Below are 16,066 nucleotides of genomic sequence, written 5' to 3'. Positions count from 1 at the left end.
TGGGCGGCATCGCCGTGCAACAGGGCTGCCGCGCAGGCCGGTTGAGGGTGAAGGGGGGTGTTGGTCGCGGCCGGCACCGGAGAAGGGCCGCCCGTGCTTTTCGTCCGGGTCGGTACCCCCTACTTCCAGCCAGACTAAGGTTAGGCTAACCTGCACGCCGTGAGATCAGGTGAACGCGCAGGTAGCGCAACACGTCCGCGCGGTCACGAATTGTCCGCCGAGCACATGACCGTGGCGTACGACGGCGTCGACGTCGTGCACGACGCCGCCATCCAGCTCAGGCCCGGCGAAGTGACCGCACTCGTCGGCCCGAACGGGAGCGGCAAGTCGACTCTGCTGCGCAGCGTCGCCCGTCTGCAGGGCGCCCGGCTCGGCACGCTGACCCTCGACTCCGGCACGACCGAGGCCGCCGACGGCTTCGACCTCACCGCGCGCCAGTTCGCCCGGCGCGTCGCGCTCCTGACCCAAGGACGCCCCACGCCCGGCGGTCTGACCGTCCGTGACGTCGTGGAGTTCGGCCGCTACCCCTACCGGGGGCGCTGGGGCCAGGCCGACGCCGGGGGCGCGGCCGTGGTGGAGCGCGTGCTCACCATGACCGGCGTCGAAGGCCTCGCCGAGCGCGCCGTCGATCAGCTCTCCGGCGGACAGCTGCAGCGGGTCTGGCTCGCCAGCTGTCTCGCCCAGGAGACCGGCGTGCTCCTCCTCGACGAGCCGACCACCTACCTCGACCTGCGCTACCAGATCGAACTCCTCGACCTCATGCGTGACCTCGCGGACGACGGCGGCATCGCCGTCGGCGTCGTCCTGCACGACCTCGACCAGGCGGCAGCCGTCGCCGACCGGATCGCCCTGCTCGACGCCGGGCGCATCGTCGCCGACGGCGCCCCCGAGGGCGTCCTGCGTCCCGAGCGCCTCACCGAGACGTACGGCATCCGCATCGAGGTCGACACAGACCCCCTCACCGGCCGGCTGCGCACCCGCGCGATAGGCCGCCACCACAGCAGAAGTGAAAGGCTCCACTCCTCATGAGACGCCCCCTCATCGCCGCGGCGGCCGCCGGCGCCGTAGCCCTCGTCCTGTCCGGCTGCGGTACCTCCGAGCCCGCCAAGACCAGCTCGGACAAGAAGGCCGAACCGATCACCGTCACCGACGCCAACGGCGCCGAGGTGAAGCTCGACGGACCGGCCAAGAAGGTCGTCGGCACCGAGTGGAACGTCGTCGAGTCCATGGTCACGCTTGGCGTGGACCCGGTCGGCGTCGCCGACGTCAAGGGCTACAAGGCGTGGGACTCCGCCGTCCCGCTCAAGAACGACCCCAAGGACATCGGCACCCGCGGTGAGCCGAGCATGGACACGCTCGCGGGCCTCACCCCGGACCTCATCGTCACCACGACCGACATGTCGGCCTCCGCGGTGAAGCAGATGAAGAAGGTCGGCCCCGTCCTCCAGGTCAAGGCCGCCGACGGCTCCGACCAGGTCGGCCAGATGATGGACACGCTCGACGTCATCGCCAAGGCCACCGGCACGACCGCCGAGGCCAAGAAGGCCAAGGAGTCGTACGAGGCGAAGGTCGCCGAAGGCAAGAAGGCGCTGAAGGAATCCAAGCTCGACGGCTCGAAGATCGCCATGGCCGACGGCTACGCCGCCTCCAACCAGGTCTCCCTGCGCGGCTACACCAGCAACTCCCTGCTCGGCGCCGTCAACGAGGACCTCGGCCTCAAGAACGCCTGGAAGATCAAGGGCGACAAGGATTACGGCCTCGCCACCACCGACGTCGAGGGCCTCACCGAGCTCCCCGACGACGTCAAGTTCGTCTACATCGGCAACAAGGGCGACGACAGCTCCGACGTGTTCACCGACGAACTCGCCGACAACTCCGTGTGGAAGTCGCTGCCGTTCGTCAAGGACGACGAGGTCCACCGTCTGCCCGACGGCATCTGGATGTTCGGTGGCCCGCAGGCGATGGAGGCGTACATCGACGCCCTCATCGACAGCCTGAAGAAGTAGGAGACCGTGGCCGTCACCGCAACACCCTCAGCCACACCCGAGCGCACCGTCGGGACCTCCCCGACGGGCGCGGTCGCGGTGACGGCCGGTCTGGTTCTTCTGGTCGCCGTTCTCGCCGTCATCGACATCACGCAAGGCACCGCGTCCGTCGGCCCCGGCCAGGTGTGGAAGGCCTTCACCGGCCAGGCCGAGCAGGGCGACTCCTCCGTCGTCATCGCCTCACGCATGCCGCGCATGGTCGCCGGGATACTCATCGGCGTCGCGCTCGGCGCGGCGGGCGCCACCCTGCAGGCCGTCACCCGCAACGTGCTCGCCGCGCCGGACACCCTCGCCGTCAACACCGGTGCGTACCTCGCGGTGACCATCCTGGTCGCCAGCGGCGCCACGGCTCCGCTGCTCGCCTCATCGGGAGTGGCGTTCCTCGGCGGTCTCGCGGCCGCCGCCGTCGTGCTCGCGGTGTCGGGACGGGGCGCCGGAACCGTACGCCTCGTCCTGGCGGGCAGCGCGCTCGCCCTTGGACTCAACGCCATCACCGAGGCGTTGCTCCTGCTCTTCCCCGAACGGACCGAGGGCCTCTACCAGTGGGGCCAGGGAAGCATCAGCCAGAACGGCTTCGACGGCGTCATCCAGATGGCGCCCGTCATCGTGGCCGCGCTCGCCGGCCTCCTGCTGATCGCCCGCCGCATCGACGCCCTGGCCCTCGGCGACGACGCCGCGCACGGACTCGGTGTCCCGGTCCGCGGAACGCGCGTCACGTCCGTCGTCCTCGCCTCGTTGCTCGCCGCCGCGACGGTGACCCTCGCGGGGCCGATCGCCTTCGTGGGACTGTGCGCCCCGGCTCTCGTGCGGCCGCTGGCCGGCCGTTTCCGCGCCCTGGTGCGCCACCGCATCCGTATCCCCGTGGCAGGTCTCGTGGGCGCCGCCCTCGTGCTCGGTTCCGACGTGCTCCTGCGCGCGGTGACCTCCGCCCAGACCGCCGTCACCGTGCCCACGGGCGTCATCACGAGCGTCGTCGGCGCCGTGTTCCTCGTCGTCATGGCGATGCGCACCCGCGACGGCGCCAACGCCAGCGCGCCGGACAAGCTGCGCATCCCGAGCCGCACGGCCTACGCCGTCACCGTGCTGCTCCTGGTCGCCGCGCTGGTCGGCGTCACGATCGCCGCGGTGCTCGTCGGCGACAGCACGTTCCTGCTGGGCGACGTCGTCAACTGGGTCCGGGGCCAGTCGGGTCAGGCCATCACCTTCATCCTCGACACCCGTGTGCCCCGCGTGTTCGCCGCGCTCTTCGCGGGCGCCGCGCTCGCGCTGGCCGGCACGCTCGTGCAGTCCGTGACCCGCAATCCGCTCGCGGAACCCGGCACCCTCGGCGTGTCCGGAGGAGCGGCGCTGGGCGCCATCATCCTCGTCACCTCGGCACCGGGCGTCGGCTCGTGGGGCATCGCGGGCGCCGCGTTCGCGGGCGCCATGGTCAGCTCCCTGATCGTCTTCGGGCTCGCGGCGAAGGGCGGCTTCCAGAACAGCAGGCTCGTCCTCGTCGGCATGGGTGTGTCCTCGGGCTCCCTGGCGCTGATCAGCCTGGTCATCGTGCTCACCGACCGGTTCAGCGCGACCAAGGCCCTGATCTGGCTCTCGGGCTCCACCTACGGACGCTCCGGCACCGACGTCCTGCCGGTCGCGGCCGTGCTCGTGGCCGCGACGGTCGTGGCGGTCTCGCGCCGCAAGGAACTGGACCTGGTGTCGCTCGACGAGGACACCCCGCGGCTGTTGGGCCTCAATCTGGCCCGTGGACGCCTCGGCTTCCTCGTCCTGAGCGTGCTGCTCAGCGCCACCGCGGTGGCCGCGGCCGGCACGATCGGCTTCGTGGGACTCGTGGCGCCGCACGCGGCCCGCGCGCTGGTGGGCAGGCGCCACCTGCGGGTGGTCCCGGTGGCGATCATGCTGGGCGCGACGCTCGTCTGCCTCGCGGACCTGCTGGGCCGGACCGTGATCGCCCCGGCGCAACTGGGCGCGGGCCTCATGACGGCGGCCGTCGGAACGCCGTACTTCGTGTACCTGCTGGTGCGCAGCCGCCGATGACGGACAGCGGCCCCGCCGCGACGGGGGGACGCGGCGGGACCTAGGAAGCGGGTGCCCCGGAAAACGCATGTCACGCATCCGGATTCCGCCGCGTTCGCCGACGATCAGCCGCGCTCGCCGACGATCAGACGCCCAGCTCGTTGAAGCGCACGATCTCCTCGATCGTCTTCTGGAGTTCGAGCTCGTCGGGGTCGGAGACGATCGCGTGCCCCACCTTGCCGTACGGCCCCGGTGGTGTGTGGGGCGACGAGGAGTACGCGATGTCGTCGAAGGAGAAGCGGCGTTCGAAGTCCTCCCGCGTCAGCGTCCCGTCGGCGGGCCTGCGGAGAAGGATGTAGCCGTGCAGGCGCTGCGGGGGGATGTGCTCCAGGGGCTGGGCGAGCTCCTCCCTGAGCGCGAGGCTGATCTCGGCGTCGAACAGGTCCACACCGTAGGTCAGTTGGTTGATCTGCGGCGACAGCGCGCCGGGGAGGCGGATCGCGCACTCGCCGAAGGTCAGCCCCGCTTCTTCCACGAATGCCTCCAGATGGAAGACACAGTCGGGTGCGCCGAGGCTTGCGAGAACGTCTCCGGCGAGCGTCTCCATGCGGGCGAAGAGGTCCGGGTGCCTTCTCCGGTCCAGCAAGTGCGCGGCCAGGACGCCGCCTTGTGCCGCGCTGAGCGGCGACAGGTGATAGCGGGTCATGGACGACCATCGAAGAGAGCCGTTGTGCCAGATGCCGTCCATGTAGACCTCCGGGGCATCGACGAAGGACTCGGCGACGACCTCGACGTCCGACCGGCCGGAGAACAGTTCCAGCGCTCGCGCGTACTCCTCCGCGGAACGGACGATGTTCGTGCGAAGGGAGCCGGCTCCGGTCGCCGGTTTGACCACGAAGACCTCGCCCAGATCACGGGCGAGATCCGCGAAGGACGTCTCGTGTGACGCGTACCGGCAGCGCGCGCGTCGCACATGGGGCGGCAGTCGGCTCTTCTGCAGGAACTTGTCCCGGAAGCAGAGCGTGGACTTCGGGTCCGCGTTCCCGGGAAGACCGAATTCCTTTCGCAGATAGGCCGCCCCGAAGACACCCATCTCGTGGACGGTGAGAACACCTGCCACATCATCGAGGCGCGCGACGAGTACGGCGCGCGCTATCTCCTGGGCGTTCTCCATGTCGGCGACGAGCGTGCGTCTTCGGTCGGCGGGCGGAACCGACGGTGCCTGTGCGAGGTAATAGGGGCTCAGTCCCCGGCGTCGCAGAGCCTGGTCGAGATCCGGTCTGTATCCGATGACAACCATGGTCGGCATTTACGTCTCCATGCGTGAGGGCCCGGATGTGCGTCACACGTCTCGCGGTCTGTCGCTGTGACCGAGGTCAACTCGCGGGCATCGTTGCACGGTTGCTCGATTCTCCCAACGGGCCACCATGGGAAAACGGGCCATGACGGGGATCACTGCGACGGCCAGCGTGCCCGCGGCCACCGCCAGGAGCGGATAACCGCCGCCCGCCACCACCAGACCCGAGGCCATGCCGCCCGTCGCGCCCGCCAGGGACATGCCGACGTCGGCCAGGCCCTGCACCGAGGCACGGCTGTCGGCGGGGGCGGCATCCGTGATCAGGGCGGTGCCGCTGACCAGCGCGAGGTTCCAGCCCAGGCCGAGCAGGACCAGGGCGCAGGACAGCAGCGGCACGCTGTCCGGCGGGGCGAGGCCGGCGAGCACACCCGCGCTCAGCAGGACGGCCCCGGAAGCGGCCGCCACGGGCAGCCGTCCGAGCCGGTCGGTGAGCAGACCGCTGAGCGGCGAGGGCAGGAACATCGCGCCCACGTGCAGGGCGATCACGAAGCCCGCCGCCTGCGTGCTGTGGCCGTGCCCGGTCATGTGCGGGGGAGTCATCGTCATCACGGCGATCATCACGAGCTGGGCCGTGATCATCACGGTGGCGCCCGTGACGACACCGGGGGAGAAGCGCTCTCGCGCCTCCCTTGTCCCCGGTGCCGCAGCAGTGGCCGACTGTGTCGCCGCGGCCGGAGGGCCGTGCCCCGGCCTGCGGCGGGCCAGGTGCAAGGGATCGGGACGCAGCCACACCAGCAGCACAAGGCCCGCTGCCGTATAGGCGAAAGCCGCCAGCAAGAAGGGGCCCGCCAGCCGCGGGATGCCGTACGCGTGCGCGAGTGCGCCGGTCGGGCCGACGAGGTTGGGCCCCGCGACCGCACCCAGCGTCGTCGCCAGGAGCACCGTGCCGGTGGCGCGGCCCCGCCGCTCGGGCGGGGCGAGGTCGGCGCCCGCGTACCGGGCGAGCAGCCCGGTGGCCGTGCCCGCTCCGTACACGAAGAGCGAGAACAGCAGCAGCCCCGCCCACGCGCCCGCAGCGGCCGCCACGACGCCGACGCTGCCGAGCGCGGCGACGGCGTGCCCGAGCGCCAGGCCGGGGCGGCGGCCCAGGCGTTGCGAGACCCGCCCGATGACCGCGGCCCCCAGGGCGGCGCCCGCGGTGAACAAGGCGACCGGAAGGCCCGCGAGGCCGGTGGAGCCCAGCAGATCCTCGGCGAGCAGCGCGCCGACGGTGATGCCCGCCGCCATGCCCGCGCCGCCCAGTGCCTGCGAGAGGACGAGTACGGCCAACACGCGCCGCAGCACGCGGGGCGAGGCCTCTTCTCCGGTGCGCGTGACGGCGGCGGTCATGCCGTTCCCCGCACCGGCGGTCTCGTCGCTGGCGCGGCCGTCACGGTGTGGCGAGCGGGCGAGGGCTGGGCGCGGAGGTCTGCTCGCCTGCGTCGAGGTCCGCGATCTGCTCCAGGGACAGCTCCAACTCCTCGTGCAGGAACCGTACGACCGTCCAGTGCGGCAGCGCGGCCTCGTCGAAGGGCCCGAAGGCGGCGGTGTAGAGGGGGATCCACCGCAGGGCCTCCTCGGCGGCCGTCTCGCGCCCCGGGTCCGCCTGGTAGGCGTCGTACGAGATGCTGCGATGGTGGATGAAGTGGCCGCCGGGCAGCCGCTGTTCGCACAGCTGCCGGTACTCGCGCGTCTGCAGGATGAGGTAGTGCCAGATCTCGTCGATGTCCTGCTCGACGGGCAGGAAGAGGCCGCCGAGCCGGTCGGGGTGGCGCGAGAGCAGGTAGAGATACCGCAGACACTCGCGGACCTGGTGGGTGACGACGGAGGCGGCCGATGCGCCGGGCTTCGCGGCGAAGTGGGCCACCACCTCGTCGTGCAGAGCGTTGCCGAGCAACTCGCGGGCGGTGGGGGCTGCTTCGGTGCCGTCTCCGGGAGAGGAGGGGGCGGCGGCGGGTGTGTGCATGGCGTTGTCCTGTCGGCGGTGGCGCTGCGGGCGGGCGTGGGGGAGAGCGGGAGGTCAGGCGGGGCCGGGCGTGGCCAGCCAGGCGTATTTGCCCGAGCGGCCGATCGGTACGTGGGTGCGGTGCTCGACGTGACAGGAGCGGCCGGTCAGGGCGCTGACGGAGGCCGCCAACTCGCTCTCCTCGCCGGGGGTGAGGGGCGCGCCGTCGAACGTGGTGCACCACAGCCGGCACTGGTCGTCGCCGGTCAGCCGCAGTTGGTGCAGGAAGACGCGGGGGCAGGCGGCTGCGATGCGGGTGTCGAGGTCGGCCTGGGCGACGGGGCCGCCGGGCGCGGGCAGGAGTTCCTTCTCGCGGCCGCAGAAGGAGACGATCTGCCGCGGGTCGGTGCTGCCGTCGCGGGTGCGCACGCAGTCCCCGGAGCGGTAGCGCACGAGCGGCATGTAGGGGTTGCGGATGCTGGTGACGATGAGGCTGTGGATGCCGCTGCCCTCCTCCACCGGGATCAACTCCACGCTCATGTCGTGCAGATAGGGCTGATAGCGGCCCTCGGCATCGCTGTAGAAGAGGTAACCGAGTTCCGTGCTGCCGAAGAGGTCGACCACGGGGCAGTCGAAGTGGGCGCGCAGGTAGTCGCGGACGTTCGACGGCGTGTACTCGTAGGCGTGCACGATGCCGGTCGGCTGCGGAAAGCCGTCCCACAGGTCCCACTTGGTCACTTTGCGGACCAGATGCGCCAGGTGATAGCCGGAGCAGTCCAGGAGGTATGAGCCGTCGGGGTGTGCGGCGCTGACCTCACGGATCTCGGCGAGCATCGGCTCGACCTCCGGACGCTCCCAACCGGCCGGATCGAGCCGTTGGTTGAGGTACAGGGTGCGGTCGTCGAGCCAGCGTTCGCCCGGAGTGGCTCCAGGCTTGCGGGCATTGACGCGCGCCACGTGTTCGGTGGCGAGGACGGTGGTCAGCGAGACCCGCCGGGCGCCGCTGTGCCAGGAGGGGCCGAGGTCGGGGTGCTCGCTCCACAGGCGGTAGTAGGAGCGGAGCAGGAAATACGGCGGCCGGATGATCTGCATACGGGCGTGGTTGGTCCCGGTGGAGAGCACGAACTCGGCTTCGCCCGTCTCCAGGGCCCGGGCCAGCTCGGGAGTCATCCAGTTGTCGGGGAAGCCCCGGGCGATGTCCGGCTTCTCCAGGACGGGGAAGTCGCCGCGCTCGGCGGACGCGCGGTAGAGGGGGATGTCGCGTACGCGGTCCAGGACGTCGGCGCTCGGCAGGCGGTTCACGGCGGCTCCGGTGCAGGTGGGGGTGGGGGGTGAGCGGGGGCGGGGCCGCCGCCGAGAAGGGTGCGGCGACGGCCCCGCGGCCTCAGCGGCTCAGGAGATCAGCTGCTCCAAGCTTCAGCTGCTCAGGACTTCAGCTGCTCAGGGGAACAGCGGGTCAAGAGATGCAGCCGCCCTTGCCGGTGGCGCTGATGCATCCGCTCTTGGGCGACGAGCTGATGCAGCCCTCCTTGGCGCCCTGCCCGGAGCCTGCCTGGGCGGAGTTGGCGTCGACCCACTTCTGCCACACGGACTCCTCGGTCATGCGCTTGATGAGCTGCTCCATGGTGAAACCTCCATGCGTGGTTGCTATTGGGTAATAGCTGATGAATCGACGGGTCTATGTGCTTTCGCCCCATCCCCTTGAACGTAAAGAGATGGTCAAAGGAGTGTCAATGGGGGCGGACTGGATGGCGTAACCGCACGCCTGGTCCCGGCTGTTGCGCGGTGATGGGCACGCCGACGGGCCCACCGGCCCGCACCGTCTGCCGCCGGGGCGGGCGGCAGACGGCGTTCGGGGGTGGGCGCGTCCGGCGTCAGTGCCGGTGGGTGCCCGGAATCAGAGCCGCGTGCGGGCTCGCGCTTCGGAGCTCTCGATTCCGGCGCCGGTCCCGGCCTCGGTTCCGGCACGGGTCCCGGCATCGGCCCCGGAAGAGGCCACCGGAGGCGTCTTCATGCGGACCGCCTCCGTGCCGCTGTCGTTGTGCCGCAGCGCCCAGTTCTCCAGCGTCGTGCGGCAGGCGTGGTCCAGATGCCGTACGGCCGTCAGGTCCAGCTCGATGGGCTGGTCCTTGGGCAGGGCCTCCAGCGTCTCCAGGATGCGGGGGAGCCGCAGGAACGTGGCGTTGCCGGTGAGGGTGACGACCATCCGGCCGCCGGTCAACTCCCGTACGTCCAGGTGCACATGCGAGGTGTCCCAGGCGGACTTGATCACCGCGAGCACCAGACCGAGGACCACGCCCTCGAACATGTTGGTCACCACGATGGCGATCGCCGTGGTGGCAAGCACCAGGGCTTCGCCCCGGTGGGCGCGGGCGAGCGGGACGATCTCCTTGACGGGGATCAGCTTGAAGCCCGCGTGGACCAGGACGCCGGCGAGCGCCGCCAGCGGGATGATGCCGAGCGCGGCCGGGAACAGCACGGCGAACAGCAGCAGCCACGCGCCGTGCAGGATGCGGGAGAGCGGAGTACGCGCGCCGGCCTCGACGTTGGCGGAGCTGCGGACGATGACGGCCGTCATCGGCAGCGCGCCGAGGACGCCGCAGGTGGCGTTGCCGATGCCCTGGGCGACGAGTTCCTTGTCGTACTGCGTGCGGGGCCCGTCATGCATGCGGTCGACGGCCGCGGCGCTGAAGAGCGATTCGGCCGATGCGATGAGGGTGAACGCGAGGACCGTGCCGAGCACGGCCACGCTGCCCAGGGCCGCCAGGTCACCGAGCCCCGGCGGCTGGATGGCGTCGACCAGGCCGCGTACCGTCACGTTGGCCACGTCCAGGCGCAGTCCGGCGGCCACGGCGGTGGCCAGGGCGACGGCGGCCAGCGGGGCGGGCACCACGCGTACGGCGGCGGGCAGCTTCGGCCAGAGCATGAGCACCGCGATGGTGCCGATGCCCAGGGCGGCGGCGGTCAGTGCGGCGGTGTCGCCGAGCACGTCGACCAGCAGTCCGGGCAGCCCGGCGATCTTGTCGATCCCGGAGCGCGGCTGTTCGGCCCCGGCCATGGTGTAGAGCTGACCGAGGATCAGGACGAGTCCGATGCCCGCCAGCATGCCCTGCACGACGGACACGGAGATGGCGCGGAACCACCGGCCGCAGCGCAGCAGGCCGAGGATGATCTGCAGGGCGCCGGTGAGGAGCACGATGGCGCCGAGCATGCCGAGCCCGAATTCCTGTACCGCCTCGAAGACGAGGACGGTCAGTCCGGCGGCGGGCCCGCTCACCTGCAGGGCGCTGCCCGGCAGGAAGCCGACGACCAGACCGCCGACGATGCCGGTGACCAGACCCAGTTCGGCGGGCACTCCGGAGGCGACGGCCACGCCGACGCACAGCGGCAAAGCGACGAGGAAGACGACGAGAGAGGCGAGGAAGTCCTTGCGCCGGACGCCCGGTTCACGTAGCGGGCCGAAGGAGGAGCGGAGGGAGGAGAGGGAAGAGGAAGAGGAAGAGGACATGAGGGTGGGGGGTCCTGTCGTGGGAGCGGGCCGGTCGGTGGGGCGTGGCAGCTCTCACAAGGGACCGAACGCCGGCCGGTCGTCGAACGACTGACCGTGGGCGGTGACGGCGCCGGTGTGTACTTCGTAGTACCAGGCGTGCAGGTTCAGTGAGCCGTCGGCGAGGCGCTCACTCACGCAGGGGTAGGCGCGCAGCCTCTGCACCTGGGCGAGTACGTGCGTCTGCACGGCTTCGGCGACGTCCGCGGCGGCCTGGGAGGCCTCGTCGAGGGAGCGCAGGGCGGCGTCGGGGGCGACGGAGTGGTTCAGCCAGTCGCGCACCGCCGGTACGGCCGACAGGTCTTCGCCCCGCACCAGGGCGCCTACCGCGCCGCAGTGCGAGTGTCCGCAGACGACGATGTCGCGGACTCCGAGCACGCGTACGGCGTACTCGATGGTGGCCGCCTCGCTCATGGGGTGGTCGGCCCGGCCGGCTTCGTTGCCGGCGGGGTAGATCGGTACGACGTTGCCCGCCGTACGGAGTTCGAAGAGTTCGCCGGGGCGTGCGCCGGTGATCAGGGACGGCACGACGCGTGAGTCGGAACACGTGACGAACAGGACTTCGGGCGACTGCCCGGCGCCGAGGGCCTCGAAGGCCGCGGCGTTCTGAGGGGCCGCGACGTGTGTCGTGGCGAAGGAACGGGCGTTGTCGATCAGGGACTTCATGCTGGCCTGCCTCCTGCGTCGCTGCGGCGGGGCCGGGACGCGGTGTGGTCGGGTCGATGGTGACAGTGAGGCGGCGCGGACCGCTGAAGGACAGCGGGCACCGCGTCGCCCCGGCAACAGCCTGAACGGCGGCTGTGTCTCTCACTTTGCCATCGCATTAACCTCGGATGACAGAGCAAAATTCTGCCAAAGAATGAGTAATAAGTGCCCCTGAGCTGGGAGTTAGTCGAAACCTCAACCATTGGTCAAGGGTTCACGTGGAGATCATGTGCAGCCCATGGGGCGGTTCCGTTCACGATTCATTGCAGGCGCGACATGCGGGAACTTCTGCACGCGTGACACTCTGTCGCCATGGCCGTTCAAGTGCGCCCCGCCTCGGTCTTCGAGGACGTTCGTGCCGTGGTGGGGCCCAAGTCGCCCGGCGCCAATGTGTGCTGGTGTCTGAGCTATCGCGTTCCGTCCAAGCTCAACAACGCCTTGCGGGGGCCGGAGCGCGGGGAGTACGTCGCCGAGTTGTGCCGTGCGCGGCCCGCGCCGGGAGTGCTCGCCTACGACGGGGACGAACCCGTGGGCTGGGCCGCCGTGGCGCCGCGTTCGGAGACTTCGTTCGCGCGCAATCGCAAGATCCCCCACGTCGACGATCTGCCCGTCTGGTCCCTGTGGTGCGTTCGGGTGCGTCCGGGCCATCGGAAGCAGGGGATCTCGCATGCCCTCATCGCCGGCGCGGTCGACTTCGCCCGCTCCCACGGGGCGCCGGCGGTCGAGGCGTATCCGCTCGACAACGGTGACGCCAAGGTCGACCTGACGATGGCGTACGCGGGGATCCGCAAGAACTTCGAGCGCGCCGGGTTCGTCCACGCCGCCGACACGACCTCCGTGCTGGCCGGTCACCCCCGCGTTCTGATGCGGCTCGATCTGCGCTGACGGAACATCACCGGCTGCGGCGGGGAGGGGCACAACGGCCCGGACTGCCCCGCCGGTCAGCCGTGCGGGACGCGGTCACCGCGCCGTGTCGGCGTCCTCGTCGATGACGTGCACCGCGGCTTCCTCGGCGGACGCCGCCCCGCCGTCGATGCCCATGTCCTCGCCGATCATGTCCTGCTCGGCGTCGTCCTCCGGGTCCCCGTCCGCCCCGTCGTCCGGCGCGAACAGACGTCCGGCGCGGGCGTCTCCCACCTCAGCGTCCTCGATCGGCTCGCCGTCGGTGTCGGTCGTGTCACCGATGCCGTCGTCCTCCTCGGCGGGGTCGGGAACCTCCAGCGCGGGGTCGGGCCGCTCCTCGGAGAGGCGCTCGTCCAGGCTCTCGCCCTCCTGCTGCTCCTGAGCGGTGGTGCCCGTGTGGCCCACTCCAAGAGGCCGTTCGGGAGGCGACCAGCCCTCGTCGTACGGATCCGCCGCGCGATCGCTGAGCGTGTCCTCCGCGTCGAGGATGCCCTCGTCCTCGCGGACCTCGGCCTCGTCCGTGTCGGGCTGGTAGACCTCGTCGCCCATGACCTCGTCGTTTCCCACGGTGCTCGTCCTCCTTCATGCGCGACTGTCGCTGGTGTCCTGCCGTGTATCCACCCTGATCCAGAACACACGTTCCGGCACGCGGGAGAGCAACGGGGGAGCAGCGGCAAGTCAGCGCGTGCGCGGTGGACGCCACTCAAGGAGCAGCAGCGTCGCGTCGTCGCGCAACTGGTTGTCCTGCCGGTCGAGGATGGAGTGGATGAGCTGACGCAGGGCCTCGGGCGCCGGTTCACCCGCCGCGGTCGCGCGGATGATGCTGTCCGTGAACCGTTCCAGGCCGAACTGGGACCCGCCACCGGTACGCAGCTCGGTGACGCCGTCGGTATACATCAGCACCCGGTCACCCGGCTCGAGCGCCTGCTCGTGGACCTCCCACTCCACACCGGCCAACTGCGCGGGCGTCCCCATGGGCGGCTGCGACGGCCGCTCGAGGGCCCGGTCGAGCACCCGGTGGTCCCGGATCAGCAGGGGCGGCGGATGGCCGCAGTTGCACCAGCGCAGCACCCCGCGGGCCAGGTCGACCTGGGCGAGGATCCCCGTGCAGAACTGCTCGGGCAGCCACTGGGCCAGCGCCTGCTGGACGGTGTCGACCAGCTCGGGCAGATCGACGCCCGCACGCCGGGCGTTGCGGCAGCCGGCCATGGCCACGGCGGTCGTCAGACCCGACGCGAGGTTGTGGCCCATGGCGTCCAGGATCGTCACGTGCAGGGTCGAGGGGGTCAGCGAGTGATCGAAGGCGTCGCCGCCGATCTCGTACGCCGGTTCGAGGACTGCCGTCGAGATCACATGGGAGTTGCCGATCGTCCTGGGCGGCAGGAAGGCCCGGAGCATCTCGGCGGGAAGCCGCATGGGCTCGGACCGGGTCCGGCGCGCGAAGCTGTCGCTCGACGCCCGCTTCGAGGTGATCGTCATGGCCAGTACGGACGCCAGCATGCGGCAGCGGCGCAGCAGCGCGACATCGAGGACCGAGGCCGTGGCGCCGATCACGCCGAGGCGTTCTGCGCCGTCGATCAGCGGCAGCCAGGCGACGATGCTGCCGTGGTCCAGTTCCTCGACGCGCAGCGCGTGCGCCCGATAGGCCGAACCGGCGACAGAGGTGTCCACACCGAGCGTGGGCGGCCCGTCGGCCAGCGGCACCAGGTCCCGCTGCTGGATGTCCACCAGGTAGACGTCGATCCGGTCGAGCCCCACGGCGTCGGCGAAGCGCCGCGCCAGGACGGGGAGCTCCATCGGCGCCGCCGCGTGCGCCGAGGCGAGCAACTGCTCGAAGAGCTGCTCCCCGGGGCCGGGCTGCCGAGGACTCGATTTTCCTGGCTCCGGGCTCCCCGGGCCGAGGTCTCCGGGGCCCGGGACCCCGGGTCCGGGTCCCCTGGAATGGCTCGCCATGTGTGATCACCGCCTCACCAGCAGTCTCACATCGGCCCGCTGATCCCGCCCGGCCTCAGCGGTGCGGGGCGCCCATCTCGCCTACACCCGCCGGAATCCCGGCCTTCCCGGGCTTTCCGCGGGGCCCGGGGGAGGCCGTCTCAGCGGTCGACCCCGGTCCGCGGAGGCCCGCGCGGGCAGCGTAAGGTCGCGGACCGGCCGCATGCGGCCGCTCTGAACCATTACCGCCACCCGAACAAGGAGCCGCTGGTCATGCCAGCCAATGACGCCGCTGAGGCGCCGATCTACGAAACCCTCGTCCAGGAGCACGGCGACGTCCTCGCGACAGCCCGCAAGGCCGCCGAGGAAACCCAGCAGAGAGCCGAGGCCGTGCTGGACTTCCGGGGGCCGATCACGGTCGTGCCCGACGAGCCGTCCGCCGAACCCGCGGCGTAGACGTCACTCCGGGGCGGGCAGGGCTCCGGCCCTCACATGCCCCGCCGTCCTTTGTGGGCGACGCTGGAAGCACACGTATGCCGTCGTGGTCCCTGACGGCCGGAGGTGCTGATGGATCCCGTCGAGGCGCTGGAACGGATCGCCTTCCTGCTGGAGCGCGGCCGTGCCCCGACCTACCGGGTGCGGGCCTTTCGTACCGCGGCCGCCGTGGTGGGCGGTCTTGCCGAGGGTGAGGCCGCGCGGCGCGTCGCCGACGGAACCCTCGAGTCGCTCAAGGGGATCGGCCCCAAGACCGCAGGTGTGATCGGCGAGGCGCTGGGCGGCGCCGTGCCGGCGTACCTGGAGCGGCTCGAAGGCGAGGCGGACGCCCCGCTCACCGGGGGCGGAGCCGAGCTGCGGGCACTCCTGCGCGGTGACTGTCACCTGCACTCCGACTGGTCCGACGGCGGCAGCCCGATCGAGGAGATGGGCCGTGCCGCCCAGGCGATCGGCCACGAGTGGGCCGTGCTCACCGACCACTCGCCACGGCTGACCATCGCGCGCGGCCTCTCGCCGGAGCGGCTGCGCGAGCAGTTGGCGGTGGTGGCGGACCTGAACGAGCGCTGGGCGCCCTTCCGGCTGCTCACCGGCATCGAGTGCGACATCCTGGACGACGGTTCGCTCGACCAGGAGCCGGAGCTGCTCGACCGCCTGGACGTGGTGGTCGTCTCCGTGCACTCCAAGCTGCGGATGGACGCCGCCGCGATGACCCGGCGCATGGTCGCCGCCGTCAGCAACCCCCGGGCCGACGTGCTCGGCCACTGCACCGGCCGGCTGGTCACCGGGCGCGGCAGACCGGAGTCGCAGTTCGACGCGGACGAGGTGTTCGCCGCGTGCGCGGCAGCGGGCACGGCGGTGGAGATCAACAGCCGCCCGGAACGGCTCGACCCGCCGCGCAGGCTGCTGCGCCGGGCCGTGGACGCCGGAGTGCTGTTCTCGGTGGACACCGACGCCCACGCGCCCGGCCAGCTCGACTGGCAGGTGATCGGGTGCGAGCGGGCCGAGGAGTGCGGGGTGCCCGCCGAACGCGTGGTCACGACCTGGACGGCGGAGAAACTGCTGACCTGGACGCGGGAGAAGCGGGCGGCGGCCTGAGCGAGGCGCGACGGCCCCGGGTGTCTGCGCTTTACAGGTGGGCCGCC

The 16,066-nt window shown here is 71.2% G+C and carries 15 protein-coding genes; 6 read left to right on the top strand and 9 right to left on the bottom strand.

Features of this window, described 5'->3' with window-relative positions; genetic code table 11:
- Nucleotides 1-225 precede the first annotated feature (225 nt).
- From ACWFRU_RS11765 to ACWFRU_RS11755, 3 genes are read left to right on the top strand one after another with little or no spacing between them, the layout of a single operon-like run.
- The gene (locus ACWFRU_RS11765) at nucleotides 226-1,029 is read left to right on the top strand and encodes an ABC transporter ATP-binding protein (RefSeq protein WP_453686763.1); all 804 of its coding nucleotides are present in this window, start codon (nucleotides 226-228) and stop codon (nucleotides 1,027-1,029) included.
- Nucleotides 1,026-2,006, top strand: coding sequence for an ABC transporter substrate-binding protein (locus tag ACWFRU_RS11760; RefSeq protein ID WP_453685966.1), 981 nt, complete (start codon nucleotides 1,026-1,028; stop codon nucleotides 2,004-2,006). Before ACWFRU_RS11765 ends, ACWFRU_RS11760 begins: the two co-directional genes overlap by 4 nt.
- A 6-nt stretch (nucleotides 2,007-2,012) precedes the next feature.
- Complete coding sequence (locus tag ACWFRU_RS11755) at nucleotides 2,013-4,082, top strand: iron ABC transporter permease (protein WP_453685965.1); 2,070 nt, start codon at nucleotides 2,013-2,015, stop codon at nucleotides 4,080-4,082.
- Nucleotides 4,083-4,206: 124 nt separating this feature from the next.
- Here ACWFRU_RS11755 and ACWFRU_RS11750 read toward each other — a convergent pair whose 3' ends face one another.
- The 7 genes from ACWFRU_RS11750 to ACWFRU_RS11720 form a co-directional block, all read right to left on the bottom strand.
- Entirely contained in the window at nucleotides 4,207-5,370 is a 1,164-nt protein-coding gene (locus ACWFRU_RS11750) for an ATP-grasp domain-containing protein (RefSeq protein ID WP_453685964.1), read from the bottom strand.
- 33 nt (nucleotides 5,371-5,403) lie between these two features.
- Nucleotides 5,404-6,747, bottom strand: coding sequence for an MFS transporter (locus tag ACWFRU_RS11745; protein WP_453685963.1), 1,344 nt, complete (start codon nucleotides 6,745-6,747; stop codon nucleotides 5,404-5,406).
- Nucleotides 6,748-6,787: 40 nt separating this feature from the next.
- Nucleotides 6,788-7,363, bottom strand: coding sequence for a hypothetical protein (locus ACWFRU_RS11740; protein WP_453685962.1), 576 nt, complete (start codon nucleotides 7,361-7,363; stop codon nucleotides 6,788-6,790).
- A 54-nt stretch (nucleotides 7,364-7,417) separates the two neighbouring features.
- Nucleotides 7,418-8,644: a hypothetical protein gene (locus ACWFRU_RS11735; RefSeq protein ID WP_453685961.1), complete on the bottom strand. Its 1,227-nt coding sequence runs from the start codon at nucleotides 8,642-8,644 to the stop codon at nucleotides 7,418-7,420.
- Between the two features lie 154 nt (nucleotides 8,645-8,798).
- Nucleotides 8,799-8,966, bottom strand: coding sequence for a hypothetical protein (locus ACWFRU_RS11730; protein ID WP_453685960.1), 168 nt, complete (start codon nucleotides 8,964-8,966; stop codon nucleotides 8,799-8,801).
- Between the two features lie 273 nt (nucleotides 8,967-9,239).
- Nucleotides 9,240-10,850, bottom strand: coding sequence for a SulP family inorganic anion transporter (locus ACWFRU_RS11725; protein WP_453685959.1), 1,611 nt, complete (start codon nucleotides 10,848-10,850; stop codon nucleotides 9,240-9,242).
- Nucleotides 10,851-10,904: 54 nt separating this feature from the next.
- On the bottom strand, nucleotides 10,905-11,555 hold the full coding sequence (locus ACWFRU_RS11720) for a carbonic anhydrase (protein WP_453685958.1): 651 nt from the start codon (nucleotides 11,553-11,555) through the stop codon (nucleotides 10,905-10,907).
- Between the two features lie 351 nt (nucleotides 11,556-11,906).
- Here ACWFRU_RS11720 and ACWFRU_RS11715 point away from each other — a divergent pair, with 351 nt between their 5' ends.
- The gene (locus ACWFRU_RS11715; RefSeq protein ID WP_453685957.1) at nucleotides 11,907-12,479 is read left to right on the top strand and encodes a GNAT family N-acetyltransferase; all 573 of its coding nucleotides are present in this window, start codon (nucleotides 11,907-11,909) and stop codon (nucleotides 12,477-12,479) included.
- Nucleotides 12,480-12,554: 75 nt separating this feature from the next.
- Here ACWFRU_RS11715 and ACWFRU_RS11710 read toward each other — a convergent pair whose 3' ends face one another.
- Both ACWFRU_RS11710 and ACWFRU_RS11705 read right to left on the bottom strand, forming a co-directional pair.
- Nucleotides 12,555-13,046 (bottom strand): DUF5709 domain-containing protein, encoded by a 492-nt coding sequence (locus tag ACWFRU_RS11710; protein WP_453686761.1) that lies wholly within the window; start codon nucleotides 13,044-13,046, stop codon nucleotides 12,555-12,557.
- A gap of 129 nt (nucleotides 13,047-13,175) precedes the next feature.
- Nucleotides 13,176-14,450 (bottom strand): PP2C family protein-serine/threonine phosphatase, encoded by a 1,275-nt coding sequence (locus ACWFRU_RS11705; RefSeq protein ID WP_453685956.1) that lies wholly within the window; start codon nucleotides 14,448-14,450, stop codon nucleotides 13,176-13,178.
- 252 nt (nucleotides 14,451-14,702) lie between these two features.
- Here ACWFRU_RS11705 and ACWFRU_RS11700 point away from each other — a divergent pair, with 252 nt between their 5' ends.
- Together ACWFRU_RS11700 and ACWFRU_RS11695 are read left to right on the top strand one after the other, a co-directional pair.
- Nucleotides 14,703-14,885: a hypothetical protein gene (locus tag ACWFRU_RS11700; RefSeq protein WP_453685955.1), complete on the top strand. Its 183-nt coding sequence runs from the start codon at nucleotides 14,703-14,705 to the stop codon at nucleotides 14,883-14,885.
- A 111-nt stretch (nucleotides 14,886-14,996) separates the two neighbouring features.
- Nucleotides 14,997-16,019 (top strand): PHP domain-containing protein, encoded by a 1,023-nt coding sequence (locus tag ACWFRU_RS11695; protein WP_453685954.1) that lies wholly within the window; start codon nucleotides 14,997-14,999, stop codon nucleotides 16,017-16,019.
- Nucleotides 16,020-16,066 lie beyond the last annotated feature (47 nt).

This window comes from Streptomyces sp. NPDC055099 (assembly GCF_053607685.1).
The sequence above is the reverse complement of the archived record's forward strand: the minus strand, read 5'-3'. Positions and strand labels throughout refer to the sequence as shown.

Excerpts from the sequence above, each read along its gene's own strand:
- ACWFRU_RS11765 (WP_453686763.1), top strand. The coding sequence starts at position 226 with ATGACCGTGGCGTACGACGGCGTCGACGTCGTGCACGACGCCGCCATC.
- ACWFRU_RS11760 (WP_453685966.1), top strand. The coding sequence starts at position 1,026 with ATGAGACGCCCCCTCATCGCCGCGGCGGCCGCCGGCGCCGTAGCCCTC.
- ACWFRU_RS11750 (WP_453685964.1), bottom strand. The coding sequence starts at position 5,370 with ATGCCGACCATGGTTGTCATCGGATACAGACCGGATCTCGACCAGGCT.
- ACWFRU_RS11745 (WP_453685963.1), bottom strand. The coding sequence starts at position 6,747 with ATGACCGCCGCCGTCACGCGCACCGGAGAAGAGGCCTCGCCCCGCGTG.
- ACWFRU_RS11740 (WP_453685962.1), bottom strand. The coding sequence starts at position 7,363 with ATGCACACACCCGCCGCCGCCCCCTCCTCTCCCGGAGACGGCACCGAA.
- ACWFRU_RS11730 (WP_453685960.1), bottom strand. The coding sequence starts at position 8,966 with ATGGAGCAGCTCATCAAGCGCATGACCGAGGAGTCCGTGTGGCAGAAG.
- ACWFRU_RS11725 (WP_453685959.1), bottom strand. The coding sequence starts at position 10,850 with ATGTCCTCTTCCTCTTCCTCTTCCCTCTCCTCCCTCCGCTCCTCCTTC.
- ACWFRU_RS11720 (WP_453685958.1), bottom strand. The coding sequence starts at position 11,555 with ATGAAGTCCCTGATCGACAACGCCCGTTCCTTCGCCACGACACACGTC.
- ACWFRU_RS11715 (WP_453685957.1), top strand. The coding sequence starts at position 11,907 with ATGGCCGTTCAAGTGCGCCCCGCCTCGGTCTTCGAGGACGTTCGTGCC.
- ACWFRU_RS11710 (WP_453686761.1), bottom strand. The coding sequence starts at position 13,046 with ATGGGCGACGAGGTCTACCAGCCCGACACGGACGAGGCCGAGGTCCGC.
- ACWFRU_RS11705 (WP_453685956.1), bottom strand. The coding sequence starts at position 14,450 with ATGGCGAGCCATTCCAGGGGACCCGGACCCGGGGTCCCGGGCCCCGGA.
- ACWFRU_RS11700 (WP_453685955.1), top strand. The coding sequence starts at position 14,703 with ATGCCAGCCAATGACGCCGCTGAGGCGCCGATCTACGAAACCCTCGTC.
- ACWFRU_RS11695 (WP_453685954.1), top strand. The coding sequence starts at position 14,997 with ATGGATCCCGTCGAGGCGCTGGAACGGATCGCCTTCCTGCTGGAGCGC.